This window comes from Nonomuraea basaltis (assembly GCF_005893125.1).
GTDB classification, from domain to species: Bacteria; Actinomycetota; Actinomycetes; order Streptosporangiales; family Streptosporangiaceae; genus Nonomuraea; species Nonomuraea basaltis.
Map to the genome: position 1 here is coordinate 88,169 of NZ_VCJS01000004.1, position 20,820 is coordinate 108,988.

At 69.2% G+C, this 20,820-nt stretch carries 19 protein-coding genes and 1 pseudogene; 9 read left to right on the top strand and 11 right to left on the bottom strand.

All coding sequences use genetic code 11. The features are described from left to right. Nucleotides 1-62: 62 nt before the first annotated feature. Both EJK15_RS02770 and EJK15_RS02775 read right to left on the bottom strand, forming a co-directional pair. Nucleotides 63-2,771, bottom strand: a complete 2,709-nt coding sequence (locus EJK15_RS02770) for a heavy metal translocating P-type ATPase (RefSeq protein WP_138708748.1) — start codon at nucleotides 2,769-2,771, stop codon at nucleotides 63-65. After that, complete coding sequence (locus tag EJK15_RS02775; RefSeq protein ID WP_138708749.1) at nucleotides 2,768-3,028, bottom strand: DUF2933 domain-containing protein; 261 nt, start codon at nucleotides 3,026-3,028, stop codon at nucleotides 2,768-2,770. Before EJK15_RS02775 ends, EJK15_RS02770 begins: the two co-directional genes overlap by 4 nt. Before the next feature lie 1,096 nt (nucleotides 3,029-4,124). Between EJK15_RS02775 and EJK15_RS02790 the strand changes: the two genes are divergently transcribed. Beyond that, nucleotides 4,125-4,682, top strand: a complete 558-nt coding sequence (locus tag EJK15_RS02790) for a DUF305 domain-containing protein (protein WP_171074070.1) — start codon at nucleotides 4,125-4,127, stop codon at nucleotides 4,680-4,682. A 311-nt stretch (nucleotides 4,683-4,993) separates the two neighbouring features. Beyond that, complete coding sequence (locus tag EJK15_RS02795) at nucleotides 4,994-5,833, top strand: universal stress protein (RefSeq protein WP_240776726.1); 840 nt, start codon at nucleotides 4,994-4,996, stop codon at nucleotides 5,831-5,833. A gap of 94 nt (nucleotides 5,834-5,927) precedes the next feature. Here the strand turns inward: EJK15_RS02795 and EJK15_RS02800 are convergent, their stop codons facing one another. Continuing rightward, nucleotides 5,928-6,428, bottom strand: a complete 501-nt coding sequence (locus EJK15_RS02800) for a hemerythrin domain-containing protein (protein ID WP_138708752.1) — start codon at nucleotides 6,426-6,428, stop codon at nucleotides 5,928-5,930. Nucleotides 6,429-6,676: 248 nt separating this feature from the next. On the opposite strand from EJK15_RS02800, the gene EJK15_RS02805 reads away from it, so the two are divergent. From EJK15_RS02805 to fdhF, 4 genes and pseudogenes are all read left to right on the top strand, one after another. Further along, the gene (locus EJK15_RS02805) at nucleotides 6,677-7,519 is read left to right on the top strand and encodes a universal stress protein (protein WP_240776727.1); all 843 of its coding nucleotides are present in this window, start codon (nucleotides 6,677-6,679) and stop codon (nucleotides 7,517-7,519) included. A 143-nt stretch (nucleotides 7,520-7,662) separates the two neighbouring features. Beyond that, nucleotides 7,663-8,697, top strand: a pseudogene (locus EJK15_RS76120) (NAD(P)H-dependent oxidoreductase subunit E); the annotation flags it as partial. A 345-nt stretch (nucleotides 8,698-9,042) separates the two neighbouring features. After that, nucleotides 9,043-9,285 carry an NADH-ubiquinone oxidoreductase-F iron-sulfur binding region domain-containing protein gene (locus EJK15_RS76125; RefSeq protein ID WP_276615354.1) on the top strand — a complete coding sequence of 81 codons (243 nt, stop codon included), beginning with the start codon at nucleotides 9,043-9,045 and terminating at the stop codon, nucleotides 9,283-9,285. Further along, nucleotides 9,282-11,981 carry a formate dehydrogenase subunit alpha gene (fdhF, locus tag EJK15_RS02815; protein ID WP_138708755.1) on the top strand — a complete coding sequence of 900 codons (2,700 nt, stop codon included), beginning with the start codon at nucleotides 9,282-9,284 and terminating at the stop codon, nucleotides 11,979-11,981. Before EJK15_RS76125 ends, fdhF begins: the two co-directional genes overlap by 4 nt. Before the next feature lie 1,007 nt (nucleotides 11,982-12,988). On the opposite strand, the gene EJK15_RS02825 is transcribed toward fdhF, so the two are convergent. The 4 genes from EJK15_RS02825 to EJK15_RS02840 form a co-directional block, all read right to left on the bottom strand. Next, nucleotides 12,989-13,231, bottom strand: a complete 243-nt coding sequence (locus tag EJK15_RS02825) for a heavy-metal-associated domain-containing protein (protein ID WP_138708756.1) — start codon at nucleotides 13,229-13,231, stop codon at nucleotides 12,989-12,991. A gap of 63 nt (nucleotides 13,232-13,294) precedes the next feature. Further along, complete coding sequence (locus EJK15_RS02830; protein ID WP_138708757.1) at nucleotides 13,295-13,720, bottom strand: hypothetical protein; 426 nt, start codon at nucleotides 13,718-13,720, stop codon at nucleotides 13,295-13,297. Next, on the bottom strand, nucleotides 13,708-14,160 hold the full coding sequence (locus EJK15_RS02835) for a hypothetical protein (protein ID WP_171074072.1): 453 nt from the start codon (nucleotides 14,158-14,160) through the stop codon (nucleotides 13,708-13,710). Before EJK15_RS02835 ends, EJK15_RS02830 begins: the two co-directional genes overlap by 13 nt. After that, nucleotides 14,157-14,804: a methyltransferase family protein gene (locus EJK15_RS02840; RefSeq protein ID WP_138708758.1), complete on the bottom strand. Its 648-nt coding sequence runs from the start codon at nucleotides 14,802-14,804 to the stop codon at nucleotides 14,157-14,159. The genes EJK15_RS02835 and EJK15_RS02840 overlap by 4 nt, the downstream gene beginning before the upstream one ends. Nucleotides 14,805-15,043: 239 nt before the next feature. Between EJK15_RS02840 and EJK15_RS76130 the strand changes: the two genes are divergently transcribed. Continuing rightward, on the top strand, nucleotides 15,044-15,166 hold the full coding sequence (locus EJK15_RS76130) for a hypothetical protein (RefSeq protein WP_276615353.1): 123 nt from the start codon (nucleotides 15,044-15,046) through the stop codon (nucleotides 15,164-15,166). A 318-nt stretch (nucleotides 15,167-15,484) separates the two neighbouring features. Beyond that, entirely contained in the window at nucleotides 15,485-16,075 is a 591-nt protein-coding gene (locus EJK15_RS02845; protein ID WP_138708759.1) for an Rv1733c family protein, read from the top strand. A gap of 3 nt (nucleotides 16,076-16,078) precedes the next feature. Here EJK15_RS02845 and EJK15_RS02850 read toward each other — a convergent pair whose 3' ends face one another. Then, nucleotides 16,079-16,681 (bottom strand): HAD-IC family P-type ATPase, encoded by a 603-nt coding sequence (locus EJK15_RS02850; RefSeq protein WP_338089842.1) that lies wholly within the window; start codon nucleotides 16,679-16,681, stop codon nucleotides 16,079-16,081. On the opposite strand from EJK15_RS02850, the gene EJK15_RS02855 reads away from it, so the two are divergent. Then, nucleotides 16,611-17,963, top strand: a complete 1,353-nt coding sequence (locus EJK15_RS02855) for a phenylacetate--CoA ligase family protein (protein ID WP_138708760.1) — start codon at nucleotides 16,611-16,613, stop codon at nucleotides 17,961-17,963. The genes EJK15_RS02850 and EJK15_RS02855 overlap by 71 nt on opposite strands. A gap of 122 nt (nucleotides 17,964-18,085) precedes the next feature. On the opposite strand, the gene EJK15_RS02860 is transcribed toward EJK15_RS02855, so the two are convergent. From EJK15_RS02860 to EJK15_RS77090, 3 genes are all read right to left on the bottom strand, one after another. Continuing rightward, nucleotides 18,086-18,361 carry an SHOCT domain-containing protein gene (locus EJK15_RS02860; RefSeq protein ID WP_240776728.1) on the bottom strand — a complete coding sequence of 92 codons (276 nt, stop codon included), beginning with the start codon at nucleotides 18,359-18,361 and terminating at the stop codon, nucleotides 18,086-18,088. 84 nt (nucleotides 18,362-18,445) lie between these two features. Then, entirely contained in the window at nucleotides 18,446-18,859 is a 414-nt protein-coding gene (locus tag EJK15_RS74150) for a hypothetical protein (protein ID WP_240776729.1), read from the bottom strand. 486 nt (nucleotides 18,860-19,345) lie between these two features. Beyond that, the gene (locus tag EJK15_RS77090; protein ID WP_138708761.1) at nucleotides 19,346-20,752 is read right to left on the bottom strand and encodes a DUF4389 domain-containing protein; all 1,407 of its coding nucleotides are present in this window, start codon (nucleotides 20,750-20,752) and stop codon (nucleotides 19,346-19,348) included. Nucleotides 20,753-20,820 lie beyond the last annotated feature (68 nt).

A 20,820-nucleotide genomic window follows, 5' to 3' on the forward strand; every position in this document is an offset into this window, starting at 1 on the left:
TGCCGGCCGTTGCTCATTCACCACCTCCCCATGCGACAGGCAGGGCTCAGAGCGCCGGCGCGTCAGCCGCCATGGTGGGAGTGCGACAGTGGTCCACGCGTGGCGAAGGCGTCGCGGCAGTGAGTGGAGCAGAACCAGTACGTGGTGCCGTCACGTTCGATTGACCCGGCGGCGGTGGCGGTGTCGACCTGCATGCCGCAGACGGGATCGACGGCCTGCTCGGGCTCATTCCCGGTCTCGACGATGACGGCGAGGCTCGCCGGGACCTCCGGCGCGGGGCGCAGGCGCGGCGGGGTGAAGCGGCGCAGCCGGTTGGCGTTGCCGACCACCGACAGCGAGGACAGGGCCATCGCGGCGGCCGCGATGATGGGCGAGAGCCGCAAGCCCAGGAACGGGTACAGAACGCCGGCCGCGATGGGGATGCCGACCACGTTGTAGACGAAAGCCAGGAACAGGTTCTGGCGGATGTTACGCATGGTCGTGCGGGAGAGCCGGACCGCGGTGACGATGCCCTCCAGCGCCCCGGAGATCAGGGTGACGTCCGAGGCCTCGATCGCTACGTCGGTGCCCGTACCGATGGCGAAACCGACGTCGGCCTGCGCCAGAGCGGGAGCGTCGTTGATACCGTCACCCACCATGCCTACCCGGCGGCCCTCGCCCTGCAGCCGGCCGATCTCGGCGGCCTTGTGCTCGGGGAGCACCTCGGCCAGCACGCGCGTGATGCCGACCTGGCGGGCGATGGCCTCGGCGGTGCGCCGGTTGTCGCCAGTGATCATCACGACGTTCAGGCCGAGCCGCTGGAGCGCGGCCACGGCGTCGCGGGAGTCGTCCTTGACAGTGTCGGCCACGCCGAGCACCCCGGCGGGGTCGCCGTCCACGGCCACCATGACCGGCGTACGGCCCGCCGCGGCGATCTGTTCGGCGGCCGTCTCCAAGTCCGCCACCTGTACTCCTTCGGCGGACAGCAACCGGCGGCCGCCGACCAGCACGCGGTGGCCCTCGACGACGGCGGAGACGCCCTGGCCGGTCACCGACCCGAAGCCGGAGGGGTCTGCGAGCGCCAGACCACGTTCGGCCGCGCCTGTGACCACCGCGTGGCCGAGCGGGTGCTCTGAGGAGCGTTCTGCGGAGGCGGCCAACCGGAGCAGGTCTTCCTTGGTCCGCGCCCCGACGGGGAGCACGTCGGTCAATGCGGGCCTGCCGCGGGTGATGGTACCGGTCTTGTCCAGGACGATCGTGTCGAGCCGATGCGCGGTCTCCAGCGCCGCCGCGTCGCGGATCAGGATGCCGGCCTGGGCGCCCTTGCCGGTGCCCACCATGATCGACAATGGAGTGGCAAGGCCGAGCGCGCAGGGGCACGCGATGATCAGCACCGCCACCGCCGCCACGAGGGCGAGGGTGAAGGCGGGCGAGGGGCCCGCGACGTACCAGACCGCGAACGTCACCACGGCGATGGCCATGACCGCCGGGACGAAGTAACCGGACACCAGGTCGGCCAGGCGCTGAATGGGCGCCCTGGACGCCTGAGCCGCCTGGACCAAGCGGATGATCTGGGCCAGCACCGTTTGGGCGCCGACCTTCTCGGCCCGGAAGGTGAAGGCGCCGGTCTGGTTGACGGTCGCGCCCACCACCGCATCGCCTGGTTCCTTCTCCACCGGGATCGACTCGCCGGTGACCATGGACTCATCCAGCGTCGAGTGGCCCTCGACGACCACGCCGTCCACCGGAACCTTCTCGCCCGGCCGGACGATCACCAGATCGCCGGGCAGGACCTTGGCGATGGGAATCTCCCGTTCGGCACCGTCGCGGCGGACCCTGGCGGTCCTGGCCTGCAGCCCGATCAGCTTGCGGATGGCCTCGCCGGTGCCGGCCTTGGCGCGTGATTCCAGGAGGCGGCCGAGCAGGATCAGCGTCAGGATGACGCCGACGGCCTCGTAGTACACGTCCTGCAGTTCCGGCGGCAGCAGCCCAGGGGCGACGGTCACCAGCAGGCTGTAGCCATAGGCGGCGGTGGTGCCGAGAGTGATGAGGCTGTTCATCTCGGCTGCCCGGTGGCGCAGGCTCAGCCAGCCGACTCGGTGGATGGGCCAGCCCGCGTAGACCATCACCGGTGTGATCAGCACCAGCTGCACCCAGCGGTCAAGCAGGAGCGCCGGCACCCAGGCGGCGCCGAAGAACTCGTGCGCCATCACCGCCAGCGCCACCGGTACGGTCAGCACCGCCCCGATCAGCACCCGGCGCGACAGGTCCCGGATCTCCGCCCGCCGCTCGGCCGCCTCGGCATCGTCCCCACCCTCCGAAGAGGCGGGGCTCGGCGCGTGGATCCTCTCCTGGCCTGCTGCGTTCTCGACGCGCCGGCTCACGGTCGCCTCGCCACGTGGAGGCTCACCGTCTGTGCCTGGTTCGATGATGAGACGGCCGCGCACCATGTTCATGCCGCACGCGAAGCCGTACTCGCCGGCCTCGGGCGGGGTCAGTTCGACGGCGGTGCGCTGGAACGCGGGCAGCACCCGGTCAACCCCGAAATCGGGGAAGACCACGTGCGAGGTGCACTCACCGCCTTCTCGGCGGTCGAAGACCAGGCGCAGTGGGACGCCCTGGCGGGCGCGGATCACGTCAGGCGAATACCCGCCCTTGATGGTGACCTCGACCTCCTGCAGCCCCTCGTGCAGATCCGCGAGCCGGCTCTTTCTCGGGCCGAAGAAGTACCAGGCGATGAAGGCGAGCAACCCCGCTGAAACGGCGATGACCACCCAGTCGGATGCGGTCACGACACATCGGTTCCCTTCACGTTCGGGGTTCGGTCGTGTTCAGGCGTCTGGTCGTGCTCAGGCGTCTGGTGGTGCTGGTGGCCGGCCTGGTCGCCGCCCATGGACCGCATCATCAGCAGCATCATCAGCGGGCACGCCAGAAGCAGCGCCACCAGGAGAACCGTGCTCACCGGCGCGCCGGCCCAGACGGCCACGACCGCGGCCACGACCGCGGCCACGACCGCTACGGCAGCCAGCGCGAGATGTTGTTTCATCATGCTCTCCACCCCTTCTACTATTGGAAGTAGGAGTCAGGTTGAGTGTGTTCGCCGGCGGCTTCCGATGGAACGGCAGAAAGTACCCAGAGGCAGGGCCAAAGGTCCCACGGGCCTGGGTATCGTCGCTGTGAAGGACATTGAGGAACATCAGCCCTGGAGCAAATGATCCCAATCGCGTCGGCGGATTCTGGAACGGCACAAAGACCGTAGCCGTGCCGGCAGCGGCACGATGAGCACCGGACAGCGGCCATGAGTGACGCAGTAACGGCTCAAGACCGCCCCCCGCCAACGGCGCAACAAGCCCACCCAACCCCTGCCCAGCACGAGCAGGTCATTCTCCCCGCCGGCGAGTTCGACCAGTGCTGGACCAGGTTCACCGCAGGCGACCAGCGCGCTCACCTCGACATCGGCCGGAACATAGCCCAGCGCTTCCCTGAAAGAGTTCCATACTCCCCTCGCATGCGAGAGAAGAACCCATGCCCATCGTCAAGGCCTGGGCATAGCGCCGACACCTGGGAGCACACACAGATCGCGAACAGGCCCGCACCGCGTCGCGGGCCTCATCAACCGCGTAGCGCAAGGCGGCCAGGCTCGCCGGTGAGCCGTCCAGCGCGACCATGACCCGTGTGCGAGTTGTGGGACGTGGGGCACCGCCGTTCGCGTTCATATAGGCCACCACCTGCCTTGATACCCATGCTAGCCCCGGCTCCGAACGCGGCATGAAGCGTGTCTGTCCACCGGCGAGCTGGTCCTCACCTCCGCCGCAGTAGCAGCGGAAGTGATCGACGATCTACGTCGGCGATTGCTTTGTGGGCCGCGACAGAGGACTTGGGGTCGGCAGTCGGGTCTGGCGCCGGCGGACCTCCCATACGGCCGGTCAGAGCGGTGGGGTTACCGTGGACGTAGGGGTCGGATCGGCGTTTGGGGGAGACGCATGAAGCGACGCTCTATGAAGGCCGGAATCGCCGCAGGGGCATTCCTGGCCGTCATCACCGCAGTCTCGGGGGGCACCGCGGCGGCCCTGGAGTCTCCGCCGATGCCGTCCCCGAGTCCTTCACCTACGGATATACAGCCGACGTGCCCGGGCATGGGGCCGATGCAAATCACCAGCGAGTACGACTACCTGTCGCAGATGGTGCCGCACCACGAGGAGGCCATCACCGCGGCGCGGCAACTGCAGCGTTCCGAGCGGTCCGACATGCGGCGGCTCGGGCAGTCGATCGTCACGACGCAGACTGCCGAGGTCGGCAAGATGAGAGATTGGCTGGAGCAGTGGTACCGGCAGAGCCCGACGCCGAGCCCGAGCGAGACCACGATGCCCGATCTCTCGCGACTTTCGGGAGATCAGCTCGACAAGACGTTCCTGCAGCACATGATCCCGCACCACATGATGGCGATCATGATGTCGCAGCAGGTCCTCAGGCACGGTGAGGTGCAGCATTCCGAGGTCGCCGCCTTCGCCCGCACGGTGCGCGACGACCAGTGGGCGGAGGTCCGCACGATGCGCCAATACCTGGTCCAGTGGTTCGGAGAGGAGAGCGTGCCCTGCATGCCACGGGTGCCGGGCATGCCTAGCATGCCGGGCATGACGCCGGGGCCACATATGCCGGGAACGCCCGGCATGCCCACGGAGCCCTCGCCGACGGGCACCTGATTCAGCGGACGTCGGTTGTGAGGCTGTGGCGGTGCGATCCCCGCGACAACAGGCTTGGGATGCGCCATTGGAACGGTGGCGTGCTGGCCACGGGTGAGAGTAACTCTCCGTGACGCAGGGGGGCGAAACTCAGGTCAGTGTCAGACGATGCACCGTTACCTGCACGCCCCGTTTCTGCCGCACCGCCTCGAGGTGGCCCTGGCGTGATTCGCTTGACGTCGGGCCAAACATCTGACCAGGAAATGTGAAAGGTTCAAGATCGGACAATTGCGTCCCGTCATACTGCGCTGCGATCTGCCAAGAGTGATGATGTGAACGAGACCTTGGGCGTGGTCATCGGCTATGACGGCTCTGACCACTCGATGCAGGCCCTGGACTGGGCGATGGACGAGGCCGAGCTGCGAAAGCTGCCGCTCACCATCTGCCATGCCTGGCAGTGGCCGTATGGCGACGGGGATCAGGCTGCACGTGACTCGCTGCGTCGCGCGGGTGAGCACGTGCTGTGGCACGGCGCCGACTGCGCACGAGCCAGTTCCATGGGCCTGCACGTGCGTACCGACCTGTACGAGGGCTCGACGACCGCCCGCTTGGAGGAGTTGTCGGCCGACGCGGGACTGCTCGTGGTCGGCTCTCGCGGACTGGGCGCGATGGCTCGGGCGATCATCGGGTCCGTGGCGGCGCATACGGCGGCCCACGCGGAGTGCCCGGTCATCGTCGTCCGCGGCCGGGGCGCTTTGCCGCGAAAGGCCCACCCGGGGCCGATCGTGGCTGGCCTGGCGAACGACGACAAGGCCGACGCGGTGCTCGGATTCGCCTTCACGGAAGCCGCCATCCGCGGCCTTCCGCTGCTCGTCGTGCACGCCTGGCACCAACCTCCGGTGGCCTGGGGAGGGATGACCTTCCCAGCGCTGGATCCGCTGGCCGTTCAGAATGCGACCGAGAACTGGTTGACACAAATCCTCGCGCCGTGGAGGGAGAAACAGCCCAAGGTCACCATCGAGGCGCGTACGCCGCAGTCACGAGCAGGCGAGGCGCTCACCGCCGTCTCCGACGCGACCCTGGTGGTCGTCGGGAGCCCGCACGGACGGTTCGGCTCCGTGACCGCGGCCATGCTGCGGCATGCACCCTGCCCGGTGGCGATCGTCCGTTAGGAATTGTCCGCGTGGTGCAGCCAGGCGCGTGGACGGTCGCCAGTCGGGTGGCGCGGCCGAAGCCCAGGCATCACCGTCTCGAAGCGCGGTGCAGTCAGTGGTGATGGGCATGCGCCAGCTCGGCGAAGAGCTGCTCCGCCTCGGGCTCGGGAAGCCGCTGTTCGAGTAGCGGCAGGTAGATCTCCTCTTCTTTCGCGAAATGGACCTTGACCAAGGTGTACAGGCCGTAGAGAACCCGTCGCAGTGCGGCCCGCCGTTCGTCGTTGAGGCCTTCTCTGCCTATCGCCTTACGCAGCGTGCTCAGCTCGTGCGCGAGACGGCCGACCTGGACATGATCCCTGGACATCGTCGCGGTCGCCTCCGCAGCTCCCAGCACCCGGGCGATCACGGGATACAGCACCCGGTCTTCGGCTTCGGCATGCGGGATGAGGTGATCGCCCAAGAACCGCTCAAGGTCGGCGAGCGCGTCGCCGAGCGCCTCCGGTGTCGTGTGCTCCAGGGTGTCGGCCACTGTGCGGAGTGTTTCGATGTGTGGCAGCAGGTGCGCGTGCTCGTCGCGCAATGGCTGGGTGAACATGGTTGCCTCCCGCCTCATCAGGCTACAAGCTACGTCGTCTCGCCCCCACGAGGGGTGGGAAGGATGCGGCTCATCGGTCAACTCGGCACCTCGCCACGACCGACCGTGCGAGCTGCCCGTGCCGCGCGCGCTGTGCTCTTTGTCAGGCACTCTCTAGGAAAGATTTTCGTCGCCCGTGGGATCTGACCTAACAGGCCGGGGAAGCCCATGCGGTTGGAGGGGAGAGCCCTTCTCCCGGGGAGGCGATCATGGGACGCCCCGTACTGGTGGGCTACGACGAGTCACCGGCGAGCACACTGGCGTTGTGCTGGGCGGTCGAGGAGGCGCGGCTACGTAAGTCCTCTGTCCTGGTGTGTCATGCCTGGCACTGGCCGTATCCGCTTCGGCCTGTGGAGCAGGAGGTCCTGGCACAGATCGAGCGGGTCGCCGCCCATGTGGTGGACGAGGGTGTACGTCGTGCTCGGAGCCTGGCCCCCGACATGGACGTCCGGCCGCGATTGGCGAGGGGGACGGCCTCAACGGTGCTCCTGCAGGCCGCACGCGAGGCCGAGCTGACGGTGCTCGGGTCGCGGGGGCAAGGCGGTTTCGATGACCTGCAGGTGGGATCGGCCGCCGTGCAGGTGCCCGCGCACAGTGTCGGGCCTGTCGTCGTCATACGGCCTGACGGGAAGCCGGCAGGCGACGGGATACGGATCGTGGTCGGTATCGACGGCTCGCCCGCCAGCCTGGCCGCGTTCGGTTTCGCGCTGGAGGAGGCCGCGCTCCGCGGCGGTGCCGTGACAGCGATCTGTTGCTGGCGAGATTACGGGCCACTGGCCGGGCCGGAGTGGCAGCCGTTCGTCGACTTCCCGGCGATCCGGAGGGGAGCGGAGGTTCGTTTTCGCGACGTCACGTCCCATTTGACCTCCAGACACCCCAAGGTGTCTGTCACGACAGAATTCGTGGCCGAGCGACCACAGCGAGCGCTGATCGACGCGACGAAGGACGCGATGCTACTCGTGCTCGGCAATCGGGGAACCGATTCACCACCTTGCCTCCTGCTGGGACCTGTCACTCAGACCGCGCTGGCCGAAGCTCGATGTCCGGTGGCGGTGACCCCGCCGTCTTGAGCCGCGGCCGCGGCCCTCGTCGCGACATCCGCATAGGTGTGGACCCTATTTACGTGTGTCCGATATCTAGGAAATGGGCATGGACAAATCTGTGAAGCAGCCCTTTCGACGCGTTTCGCGCCCTCGCTGAACGACGTGGGCGGCCAGGTGCCCACCTGATCGATGCGCTCGCCACCAGTGCCGCGGAGCACGCGGAACGGCCCGAAAGGTGGGCGCCGGAGGTAGCCAGGCGGTTCCGGCTGCCCGCAGCGGCAGGGCTCGGGCCCGCGACTTTCTACGCGGACCTGGCGATCCCGCACGGGCGTCGCCACGTGCGAGTCTGCGGCGCGACGGCGTGCTTCGCGGCCCAAGCGGGCCGGCATCTGCCCGCCATCGAGGGCGTACTCGGCGTCACGGCCGATGACGACCGCGATCCGGATCCTGAGGTGTCCTTGCAGACTGTCCGCTGTCTCGGCTACTGCTACGGAGGGCCGGCTGCGCTGGACGGTGAGACGCCCTGTGCGGGGCCGGACGTCGTCGACCAGGTGGCGGGGCGCGTGCGACCGCAGGCGCCGCCCATTCCGGCAGCCGACGCCACGGGTGATCCGGTGGTGCTCGCCGGGATCGCAGCCGGTGAGCCCCCGTGGCGGACATGGGCGGACACCGTCGGCCGGCGGACTCCGGAACTGGTTCAACAGGAAGTGGCTGCCTCCGGGTTGCGCGGCCGGGGCGGGGCGGGCTTTCCTGTGGCGGCCAAGTGGGCGGCGGCGGGTGGCTCGCCGGACACCGTGGTGATCGCCAATGCCGACGAGGGCGATCCAGGCTCCTACGCCGACCGGCTGCTCATGGAAGTCGATCCGGCGCGGGTGCTGGAAGGGCTGGCCTTGGCCTGCTTCGCCTGCGGGGCACGCCGTGGTCTGGTGCTGGTGCGCTCGGAGTACCCGCAGGCGCTCGCGCAGATGCGGGAGGCGGTGGAGCGGGCGCGTGCGGACGGCCACCTCGGCCGCCGGGTGCACGGCAGCGGCGTCGACCTGGATGTCGAGGTCGTGGCGGGTGCCGGTTCCTATGTCGCGGGTGAGGAGACGGCCCTGATCGCCGGGCTCGAAGGTGGCCGGGGTTGTGCGCGGGCGCGCCCGCCGTACCCGACCAGCAGCGGCTTGTGGGGCGTTCCGACCGTGGTGAACAACGTTGAGACGCTGGCCGCGGTGCCGTGGATCGTCAGCCGTGGCGGCGCAGCCTACGTGCGCCGCGGTACACCCGGAGAGACCGGCACGAAGCTGGTCTGCCTGTCCGAGCGGTTCACTCATCCCGGCTGCTACGAGGTCGAGCTCGGCACCCCGGTACGGCGGATCGTCACTGAGCTGGGCGGCGGATTGCGGAACGGGGCGGAACTCGGCGTGCTGCAGGTCGGCGGCCCGCTGGGCGGGTTCCTGTCCGAGCAGGTCCTGGACGTGCCGCTCACCGAAACGGAGTTGGCCGGCCATGGCGCGGCGCTCGGCCACGCCGGGCTGGTGGCCATCGACGATCGAATCGAGCCGCTGGAGGTGCTGCGGCACGTATGGGCATTCGCCGCCGCCGAGAGCTGCGGCGCCTGCTCGCCCTGCCGGGTCGGCTCGCGCCGCGGGCTGGAACTGGCCAGGACGGGTGAGCCTCCCGGCGACGCCTACGCCCGCATGCTGCGCGTGATGAGCGAGGCCAGCCTGTGCGCGTTCGGCCGTCGGCTGCCGCCTGCCGTCCGGAGCCTGGTGCGCGCCTACGAAGACCGTCTGCGGGGGTGGGGCGGATGAGGATTACCGTGGACGGCGTCCCTGTCGATCTGCCCGAAGAGTCGACGCTGCTTGCTGCCGTGCGTGCCGCTGGCGCCGACGTGCCCACGCTCTGTCATGACGACCGGCTGACGCCCGTCGGCTCCTGCCGGGCCTGCCTGGTACGGGTCGACGGGCACGTTGTGGCGGCCTGCGTGACCCCTACGTCGGAGGGCGTCGAGGTGCACGTCGAACAGGACGACTTGCGCCGCCTGCGCCGTGACGCGGTGGAGCTGATCGTCTCGGCGCTTCCGCCGTATGCGCTGGAAGGTGACGCCGAGCTGGCGAGGGTCTGCCGAGAACTCGGCATCGGGCCGGAAACTGCGCAACGCGGTGCAGGCAGGGGCCGCGACGACAGTCATCCTTTCGTTCGTCTCGACCGGGACCTGTGCATCGCCTGCGGCCGGTGCGTGCGCATGTGCGCCGAGGTCCAAGGCACGTTCGCGCTCACGCTGGCAGGCCGGGGCGCCGAGACCGTGGTCGCGCCGGGCACCGGCGGCCCCTGGGCGGAGTCCGACTGCGTCGCCTGCGGAGGGTGCGTGGACACCTGCCCCACCGGCGCTCTTACCGAGCCGGGGCTCCCCGTCGGGACTCACCTGTCGGCGCTCACTCACACCCGCACCACCTGCGGATATTGCGGCGTCGGCTGTGCTCTGGACGTGCTGACCCGTGACGGCGAGGTCACGGCAGTACGGCCTGCCAGGGACGGGCCTGTAAACCAGGGTCATGCGTGTGTCAAGGGCCGCTTCGCTCACGGCTTCCTGCGCTCCCCGGAGCGGCTCACCCAGCCCCTGCTGCGCCGCCGCTCCGATCTCGAGCCGGTCACCTGGGACGAAGCGCTCAATCACATCGCCCGTGAACTCCGAGCCGCCATCGGCGAGGCAGGCCCCGACAGCGTGGCGGCCATCTCCTCGGCCCGCGCCACCAACGAAGAGAACTACCTGATCCAGAAGTTCATGAGAGTGGTCGTCGGCACCAACAACGTCGACAACTGCTCGCGCCTGTGCCATTCGCCCTCGGCCGCCGGACTCACCGCCGCCTTCGGCCTGGCCGGCGGCACCGACGGATTGGAGGACGTGGAGCAGGCCGACTGCCTGCTCGTCGTGGGCGCCAACCCCATCGAGGCACACCCCGTCGTCGGCGCACGGCTGCTCCAGCAGGTGCTGCACGGCGCACGCCTGATCGTCGCCGACCCGCGCACCGTCGGCCTGGCCGACCACGCCGACGTGCACCTGCGACCACGCCCGGGGACCAACGTTGCCCTGTTCAACGGGCTCGCGCACATCCTGCTCGCGGAAGGCATGATCGACGAGGAGTTCCTGCGCCAGCGTGCCACGGGGCTGCCCGAGCTCACGGCGATCCTCGACGACTACGCGCCCGACCAGGTGGCCAGGATCACCGGCGTGCCCGCAGCGGATCTGATCGCCGCCGCGCGGCTCTACGGTCAGGCCGAACGTCCCGCGATCGTCTACGGGCTCGGCGTGACCGAGCACCTGCACGGCACCGACGGCGTACGGACGCTGGCGAACCTGGCGATCCTGCGCGGCGCGGTCGGCACCGACCGCGGCTACGGCGTCAACCCGCTACGCGGCCAGAACAACGTCCAGGGCGCCTCCGACATGGGCGCCCTGCCGGACACGCTGCCCGGCTACGGAAAGGTCCGCGACCCGGTAGCGCGCGGCCGGGCCGAGCAGATGTGGGGCACCCGCCTGCCGGACCACGACGGTCTGCGCATACCCCAGATGTTCGCGGCCGCCCGCTCCGGAGACCTGCGGGTGTTGTGGGTCATCGGCGAAGACGTGGCCACCACCGACCCCGACGCCAACCAGGTCATCGCCGCCCTGAACGCCTGCCCCCTCGTCATCAGCCAGGAACTCTTCCTCTCCGAGACCGCCCGCCACGCCGACGTCGTGTTGCCGGCCGCCTCCTGGCTGGAGAAGGACGGCACCTTCGTCAACTTCGACCGGCGCTTCCAGCGGGTGCGCCCCGCGCTCGCCCCGCCCGGCCAGGCCCGCACCGACTTCGCCATCGTGCACGCGCTCGCCGCCGCCCTCGGCGCCGATCTGGGCTGTCCGACACCCGCCGAGGCGCTCGCCGAATGCGGGCGGGTGGCTCCCGTCTTCGCCGGGATCTCCCACGAGCGGCTGGATCGGGAAGGCGCCATCCCCTGGCCGTGCCCCGATCCCAGCTTGCCCGGAGTGGCCAGGCTCTACCAGGACCGATTCGCCACCGCCGAGGGGCTGGCGCACCTGGCCGCCCGCCCCTACCTGCCGCCGGGCGAGAGCGCCGACGACGACTACCCGCTGATCCTGATCACCGGCCGCCGCTGGGCGCACTACAACTCCGGCAACATGACGAGGCGAACCGGCAACCTTGAGCTCGACTCCGAGGATCGGCTGGATGTCCATCCCGCCGACGCCGCCCGCATGGCTGTCCGTGACGGTGACCCTGTGGTCGTGGAAAGCAGGCACGGGCAGGCCACGCTGCTCGTGCGCATCACCGAGGAGGTCACGCGGGGCCAGGTCTTCTGCGCCTTCCACTTCCCATCCAACCGGGTCAACGCCCTGACCTCCAGTCATGCAGACACCGTCACCTCATGCCCCGAGTACAAGGTCACCGCCGTCCGCCTGCGCGCGCCTGTGACCCCAGGCGGCCTCCGTGCCCGGACGGCTCCCTGAGGGGTGAACCGGAGCCGATATACCGCCAGTACGCCGCGCTCTCCGGAGATGTCAACGGCCAGGCAACCGGTTGGCCAAAACTTCTCACCGGCGCGACCTGGCGCTCTGGCCTCTTTGGGTTTCTGGAGCTGTTGACTAGCGTCGAATACATGATTCGCGCGTTCCTCGTCGACGATCATGAGGTCGTGCGGCGTGGGGTGGCCGCACCCAGGCCGCCGCTAGCCGTACGCCTACGGGCCGACCCAGCACGAATGAGCGCGCCTCGCGTGGACGGCCGCTAATCCCAGAAGCCGGCCCGACCCGATAATGTGTTCGATGATATGGGCGGCTGCCTTCAGTAGGGCAAACTGGGGCCGCCTGAGCTCCAAGCGTAGTTCCGGACGGTGGCAAGGCTTCTGGCCAGGTCCCAGAGATCATCTTGACGGTGATCCAGGCGTCGTGGCAGGTCGGTACGGCGCTCACGGCAGGGGGCCACGACGGCAGCCCGGCGGGCTTCGCTTTCGGCAGCACCTTGCGCCTATAGCGCTGAAGTCGCCGCTCGGCCTCCTCCTCGCTCAGACCGCGGTGAAGATCGGATTCAAGCAGCAGCACACTTCGTGTGGGAGCAGAGTGTGGTGAGCGCCATCAGAGGGCGCGGCAGTGGGGAGCGTCACGATCCCAGTTCACCGCACGCACCGTGCGCAAGCAGGGGGAGTCTAGGTCCCCTGCGGCTGGTCCGAAGGGCTCGCTGCCGGTCGGGCGTCGATGAGGCGGGTGATGAGCGGCCCTGCGACGGCTAGGACGAACACGTAGGCGGCCACCAGCGGCGCCAAGGCGGGGAGCTGGGCCCCGGCCAGACCGACGATGACGAGAGAGAACTCTCCGCGGGCGATCAGCGCGGCGCCCGACCGAACTCGCCCCGATCAAACAACTGCCCCCGACTTCCTGAGACGGTCCGGCGCGCGTTTCCGTACGGGGCGATGGCAGGGAACGCGGCCGTCAGGACTGAAGGGCGTCCCGAGGGGGTGTCATGCGTTTCCCCGTTCCTGCTCATGGCTGGTCTTGCACTCCACCAGCCAATTCCACAGTGCCGGCAGCTCGTAGTGGGCATCATGGATGATCACGGCCCGGCGCTTGTCCGGGTCCACCTCGACCTCGAGGACGCCGGGCCGGGCGAGCAGCTTGGCGGTGGCCTGCTCGCGGTCGCCGCCCCAGTCCACCCCACACAGATCCAGTACCACCCGGCACGTGGGGCCTTGGTGCCTGCCCATGTCGAGTCCCCTTCCCGCTCGGCGGCTTCCTATCCGCAGGACGATGCCAGCACGATGCGCGGGTTACGGCGCCGTCCAGACGGATGTGACATCTTTCGGCAACCCGGTGATGCGGAGCTCGACCGCGGCGCCGGGCGGCACCGGGTCGGCGAAGGCGAGCGTGCCCTCCCGGTGATGGCTGCCCCCGGCCGTCTCGTTCCAGATCGCCTGGCTCATGGCGCGTGCGTCGATGCGCAAGATGGCGGCTCGCGGCAGGTCGAGGTCGAGTGGCACGGTGTGCGTGTCCAGGGTGATCTTGAAGCGTGCTCCCGACCGGTCCAGGACCAGGGGGGTCACGCTGACCTCGACGGCACCCGCTTGGATGGTGCTGGTGCGCGCCGGGGGCGCGCCGGACGGGCGGGCGGCCAGCCACCAGATCACAGCCGCGACAAGCAGCAGGGACAGGATCGCGGCCACCACCACGGCGGGGCGGGGCATCAGGCGTGACATGTCTCACCTCCGGTGGGTGCGGGTGTGCGGCGCAGCCGCCGCAGCGCGACGGCGACGCCCAGGGCGTTGATGACGAGACCGGCGGCCATGATCGGGATGCGGAACTCGGTGAGGAAGATGGCCGCGCCCGAGGCGCCCACGATGGGGGCGAGGTCGGCGACGTGGTGGGCGCAGCAGGCCACCATGCCGACCACCGAGGCGCCGCTCCCGGTGCCGGCCGCCGTCCCGGCCGCTCCGTGCAGCCGCCGCCGGCGGCGCAACTCGGTCAGGAGTGCGACCTGGACGCCGAACCCGGCCAGGATGGCCACCAGCCACGGCCAGTCAGTGAGCACCTGGTCCCCTAGGTGGTCCAGCCCACCCAGCCCGCCGACCACCAGCATGTAGAACATCGCCAAGGCGGCCAGTGCGATGAACCCGATACGGATACTCGAGCGGTTCATGATCTGCTTCCTGCCGGGTGGCGGTGACGGCGCGGGATGAAGGCCGGCGTCGTGATGGCGTATGCCGTCCAGGTCTCGCCGAAGTGGTGGGCGACCTCGCGTTCCTCGCTGCGGGCCAGCCGCAGGTAGATCACGACGAGGATGGGGAACATGAGCAATGTGGGGATGGTCGGCCACTGCAGCAGGAACCCGATCATGACCAGCAGGAAGCCGTCGTATTGCGGGTGCCGGACGTGGGCGTAGGGGCCGGTGCTCGCCAGGGTGCCATCCTGTGCCGCCTGGTGCAGCACCCGCCAGGCGGCTGCGATCAGCCAGAATCCGCCACCGATGAAGACGTAGCTGGCGAGGTGGAACGGGCTCAGGTGGGGGTCGCCCTGCCAGCCGATGAGGTCGTTCCACAGGTGCCCGCCCGCGTGGGTGTCTTTCAGCAGCGGGAACCGTGATCCCAGCCAGCTGCCGAGCAGGTAGATGGTCAGTGGCGTGCCGTACATCTCGGTGAACAGCGCGACCAGGAAGGCGCTGTAGGCGCCCATCGCCCGCCAGTCCCGCTTGCTCTTGGGGTGGAAGAAGCTCACCGCGAACAGCACGAACAGCGCGGTGTTGAGCACCACCAGCGGCCACAGCCCGTATGCGGCGTCAGCCATCTCGCCCTCCCAGCAGAGTCCTTTCATGGGATGCTCGCGCCGTCCACGCCTGTGCTACTAGGGCATTTAGTAGGTGCTGTTCGGGACTATTGGCCTTCGTTCGCGCGCTGGTGGAGCCAACCAGCCGGAGCGGGAACTCCTGGCCGCGACGGTCACGACTGGGAGCGAGGGTGGCGCCTGGAGCTCGCCTACCCGATCTCGTGCGGTCCGTCATGTCAGGGACGGTCGCGCCCTAGGTCGTGGAGGAGTTCATCAAGGATCAGCCATGCGCCCGCCGCGAGAAGGATCGAACTGATGATGAGGAGCAGGCGGTCACCCGGCTCAGCAAACGCTTTGGCGAGCAAGCCCGGCGGAAACCATGACACCTCCAGCCACGAGCTCCGGCATTCTCATGCCGGACATCAGGTGCCTCCCGTTCGTGGGCGTCGGCCCGGCCGTCCAGGCGGAACTGCGCCACCGACGCCTGTTTCCACGATGAACAATGGCTGATATGCCGATGTGCCCGAGGTTCTCAGGTCGGGGTCTTCATCCCCCAGGTTGGTGCTACCCGCGTGGGTGGGACCTTCGTCCTCTGGCTTCGGGACGTTCTGCCATGGAAGACCCTGGCGTCCGCCCGCATGCTTGATCACATCTATTGCTGTGGGTAGTAGAAACCGGGATCGCGGAGCGGTTGGAGGCGCATGATGCAGGTGGCGGACTGGATGGTGCGCCTGGTGCGCCGTTATCGCTTCGATGACAACCCGCTGCGGCGGCGCTCGGACCGCATCGAATCCGCCATGGTGGTCGGGGCGCTGGTCGTCCTTCTCCTCGGTGTCTGGCCTGCTTTGATCCTCGGACAGGGAGATCGCGGCACTATGCCGGTCGGGCCGGACGACGGCCGGCATCTGGTGACGGCCGTCGTCGAAGAGGCCGCCGCACCTCCTGGGGGCGTATCCCGGGGACCCCTGCCCAAGGCTCGTGCGCGGTGGACCGCCCCGGATGGCAGTGCCCGGACGGGCATGGTCTCCGCCCCGGCCGGTGTCGGCGTTGGCGCAGCCTTCGACCTGTGGATCGACGATCAGGGACGACCGACGACGCCTTCGCCCGAGCCTTCCGGACCGCCGTTCACCGTGACGTTCGCGGCGGCCGAGTACGTGCTCGCCACCGCAGCGCTGCTTTTCGCGGGTTTTGTCGGCCTTCGTCGGTGCTTTCTGGACCGGCGCCGCTACCGTGAGTGGGACGCGGCCTGGGCCGCCGCCAACGAGCGCTGGCGGCGCTCACGGCCGAGCTGACGCTCACTCCCCGGCAGCGGCGGGTCGCGGCAGGCGGAGCCGTTTGAGGGCGAGGGCGTTGACCGCGACGATGAAGCTCGACCCGGACATCGACAGGGCGGCGATCTCGGGCCGCAGCACCAGGCCGAAGGCGGGCTCGAAGACGCCGGCCGCGATCGGCAGCGCGATCGCGTTGTAGCCGATCGCCCACCCCAGGTTCTGCCGCATCTTGCGCAGCGTGCCGCGGCCGATGGTCAGCGCGGTGGGGACGTCGAGCGGGTCCGAGCGCATGAGCACCACGTCCGCGGTCTCGATCGCGACGTCGGTCCCGGCGCCGATCGCGATGCCCAGGTCGGCCTGGGCGAGCGCGGGGGCGTCGTTGACGCCGTCACCGACCGTCGCGACCGTCCGCCGTTCTACTATCGAACATAGGGGTCCTGTGTCGAGCCTGTTCTGTCGGCGGTATCGCGGAAGCGGCAGAAAGCACGGAGTGACAGGGTCGAAGGTCCCGCTACCGGGGTGTGTCCACGCGGTAACAGGTGTCAGGAGGAACCGGATGGACGTGCGGATGATCTCCCGGGTGCTGTGGTTGAGAAGCGTGCTGCGCAGCCGTGAACGCTGGAGCAGGGCACGGCTGGGCGAGTATCAGCGCCGCCGGCTCGCCCTGCTGCGCGAGCACGCCTACGCCCGCTCGACCTTCTATCGCCACTTCCACCAGGGCCTGGCCCGCGCCCCGCTCGCCGAGCTGCCGGTGCTCACCAAAGCCGCCCTGATGGACTGCTTCGATGACCTCAGCACCGACCGCGAAGTGCGGCTCGCCGAGGTAGAGGAGTACCTGGAGACGCTGCGCGGTGACGACCGCTACCGGGGCCGGTACTGGGTGTCGGCGACCTCCGGCAGCTCCGGGCGCAAGAGCATCATTCCCAGCAACGCCCGCGAATGGGCCACCGTCATCGCCTCCTACGCCCGGGCCAACGAGTGGGCCGGCATCAGCGCCGGACCGCTCCATCCCATGGGCATGGCGGTGGTCAGCTCCACCACCGCCTGGCATCAGTCCGCCCGCGTGGCCGCCACCGTGCGCAGCCCGTTCATCCAGAGCGTCCGCCTGGACGCCGCGTCACCCTTGCCGGAGATCGTCGTCCGGCTCAACGAGACGATGCCGGAGGTGCTGGTGGCGTACGCGTCGATGATCCGCGCCCTGGCCGACGAGCAGCTCGCCGGGCGGCTGCGGGTTGCGCCGCGCGCCGTCAACGCCTCCTCGGAGGTTCTCACCGAGGAGACCCGGGCCATGGCCGCGCGCGCCTGGGAAGCGCCGCCCTTCAACGTGTACGCCGCCACCGAGACCGGCGGCATCGCCGCCGAATGCGGCCATCACCAGGGCATGCACCTGTTCGAAGACCTGGTGATCCCGGAGGTGGTCGACGAGAACTATCGGCCGGTCCCGCCCGGTGTGGCGGGCGACCGGCTGCTGGTCACGGTTCTGTTCAGCAGGACACTGCCGCTCATCCGCTACGAGATGACCGACCGGGTACGCCTGGCGACCCGGCCCTGCCCGTGCGGGCGGCCGTTCCGGCTGCTGGAGTCGATCGAGGGGCGCACCGACGACTTGCTCACGTTGCCCGCGCAAGGCGGCGGCTCCATCCGCGTCCACCCCGTCGTCTTCCACCAAGTCCTTGACCTGCTGGACGCCGCCGGATGGCAGGTACGCCAGGAAGACAAGGCTCTGGAGATCCTGGTCGCCGCACCCGGCGCCGGGTTCGACCCGGCCGACACCGCACGCCTGGTCCAGGCCGCGCTCGCCAGCGCTGGCGCGCTGCCACCCGAGGTCCGCGTGACGATCGTGGATACGATACCCGCCGGCGCGAGCGGCAAGCGCCCGCTTATCGTGGCTGCCCCCGGCACGTCCTGAGCAGCGTTGTCGTTGTGCTCGCGGGCGTTAGTCATTCCAGGGGCCGGGAGCGGCCACGTCGCAAGCCGTCCGGCGAACGGCACCGTGCGGGCACCTCACCGGGCGTGCGAGCGTCCTGCCTGTCAGCCGCCGACCGGGTGGTCATGCCTGCCGTGCAGGATGTCCAGCCTGGAGTGGTACTCCTCGGCATCGATTTCGCCGCGTGCGTACCGCTGTGCCAGCAACTCCTCCGCCGTCGGGGGCGGGAAAGCGGGCCCCGTGCGGGCGGTCCTGCTCACGTGTCGGGCGGCCAGCACGATCGCCGTGATCACCAAGCCCCAGAACACCACCGTGCTCAGACCCATGAGCGCATATCCCCAGCCGCCCATGTCGTTGTAGCCCCACCACATCATCGTCATCACCTCGGATTCTCGTCGATGCCTTCATCCTGCACCGGCGAGCGTTCATGAAAGTAGGGACCTTGGTCCCTACTACTAGAGGAATTAGTAGTAGAGGCTGAGGTGTGAGGCGGGCAACTCGTGGCTTGGTGCCTTGCCACACGAGCCGCCGACGGGAGGCCCGTGTGAAGCCGTGCATTCTCCCGCTCGGATCGCCGGCAGAAACCATCCGACGAGACCGTGCGGCACCGACCCGATGGGACAGGCGGTCAGCTGGACAGCAGATCGTGATAACGGCAGACGACCGACCGCCGTCGCGGCAAGCGCCGCCACCACCAGTACCGACAGCACCGACGGGGTCTCACGGTTGCCCAACCGCCGCAGGTCGCCCAGCAGCCTGGCGATGATCCCCGAGGAGGAGATGTACGTAGCACCGGCCAGCGCCACAACTCCGACGCCGTCCAGGCCCAGCAACCAGCCCGCCACGGCACCCGGGACGGCATTGGCCAGCAGATCCACACCCGCGGAGGGCAGGTGCCGGATTCTGACCGTCGTCCGCGCCCTCCCCGCAATACTGGCGGTCTAGGCGGCCGATGCGCGGGTGCAGATTGTCAGGTCTGAGTAGGGATCCCGCCGCGTTGTGGCGAAGTACCGGGAAGGGTCGACAAGCCGGTGTCGGACAGCTTCTTCGTCACGGGTCACACCGGGCCGTCCCGTGGCATCCACTGAGTTGGAGGCGGGAGGCCGGTGAGTGCCTCCGGCCCCCCGCCTCTATCCGCCCAGCGGTTTCTGGCGCTACTTCTTCGGGCGGGCGATGAACGACGTGATGACGATCGTGACAGCGAAGATCACGGAGATGATGACGATCGCGACGGGCCAATCCATGATGGCCTCCTTCCACGGAGCCTGGCCTTTCAACTCCACGCCCGCGGCGCTGCCCGCGCCAGGGACGAAGGTCCTGCCCAAGGTCCTGGAAACCGTTGCGGCTGTAAGAGCGGGTGCCCTTCAGGGACGGGGCGTCGGTGCGGCATGCGTGGCCTCAGGGACGGGGCTCCTGGTCAGGCGGATGCCGAACAGGATGAGCCCGACGCCGGAGATCAGCAGGATCCCGGTCGCGACGAACAACCAGGCGGTCAGTCCGTCCAGCCATGGAAGCGTGGCGGACAGCCGGAGGTCGGCCGAGATTGTGGGGCTCGCGTCCGCGTTCATGATCACGATGGTCCAGTCGCCCGGTTCGATGTCCCATTCGAGGCTCCCGGACCCTGTCGCCGTCCAGAAGGTCTGCGTGGCGGGAGGTGTGGCCGGCTGCCCTCCCGCGTGCCGCGTGTAGGCGGTGTCGTCGGGACCCGGACCGAAGGTCAGACGGGCGATGCGGTCGTAGCCGACGCCCTTCAGGTATGTGTCGACGTCGGCCCGGGGGCCGATGCCGACGAACAGCGGGGTGCCGGTGGATGACGTCTCGATGCGTACCTTGCCGGTGAAGCTGCGCAGGTACTCCACGCCCTCGCCACTGATGGCGATCTGGTCGGTGGTCAGCGCGTACGCCGGGGTGGAGATACGCTCGCCGGTCGTGCTGACGAAGCCGCTGCCGGTGCGGGACTGGGCGAGCACCGCCGAGAGCGAGCCGGTTGCGGCCGTGCCGATGGCGCCGAACGCGAGCAGCGCGCCCACGACGATCGCCACGATCGAACCGGCGCCGTGCCGTACCGGCGCGTGTCGCGGCTCCGGCGGTGTCTCCATGCGCGGCAGCTCGTGGCCGCCCTGTTCGAGCCGGAACGGCGGGTAGACATCGGTCATGAGCGTCGCGTACGCGGCCACCCTGAGCGCCCACCGGTTCATCCCGAGCACGAGGTCGTAGAGGCCGTGCGGGTAGCGGCCGGTGAACAGCAGGAACAGGGCGGCGATGAGGACCAGCAGCCCGATGAGCCCGCCCCAGTCGAGCGTGTAGAGCACGCCGCCGCCGTCAGGCAGGTCGCCGCGCCAGGAGATGACGCTGCCGCTGGTGAACAGGCCCACGATGAGGTAGTGCGGGATGGCCAGCAGCCACCACTTGATCAGCACCAGGCCGCGCGAGAGCCGTTCGGGGTAGTCGATCTCCAGCGTGGCCGGGTAGTCCGGCGCCGGGCCGAGGGTGAAAGGCGGATAGCGGTCGGTCCCCAAGGCGCCGTAGGTGTAATAGGCCACCCGCCAGGTCCAGCGCAGCACGCCGAGGTTGAAGTCGAACAGCGCGCGGGGGTAGCGGCCGGTGAACAGGATCGCGAAGAACGCGATGACGGTGAGGACGCCGAAGGCGATCCACAGGAAGCCGAGCACGATGTAGTGGGGGATCGCCAGGAACCATTTGACGATCCAGAGGCCCCGGTTCAGCGGCTCCTCGAGCCGGGCCTCGACTCGTACGGGATAGGTAGTCATTCTCCCAGCGCATCACCGTCCCGCACGGGCGCCTGCGGTCGAAAGTCCCGACCTGCGCGCCGATGGAC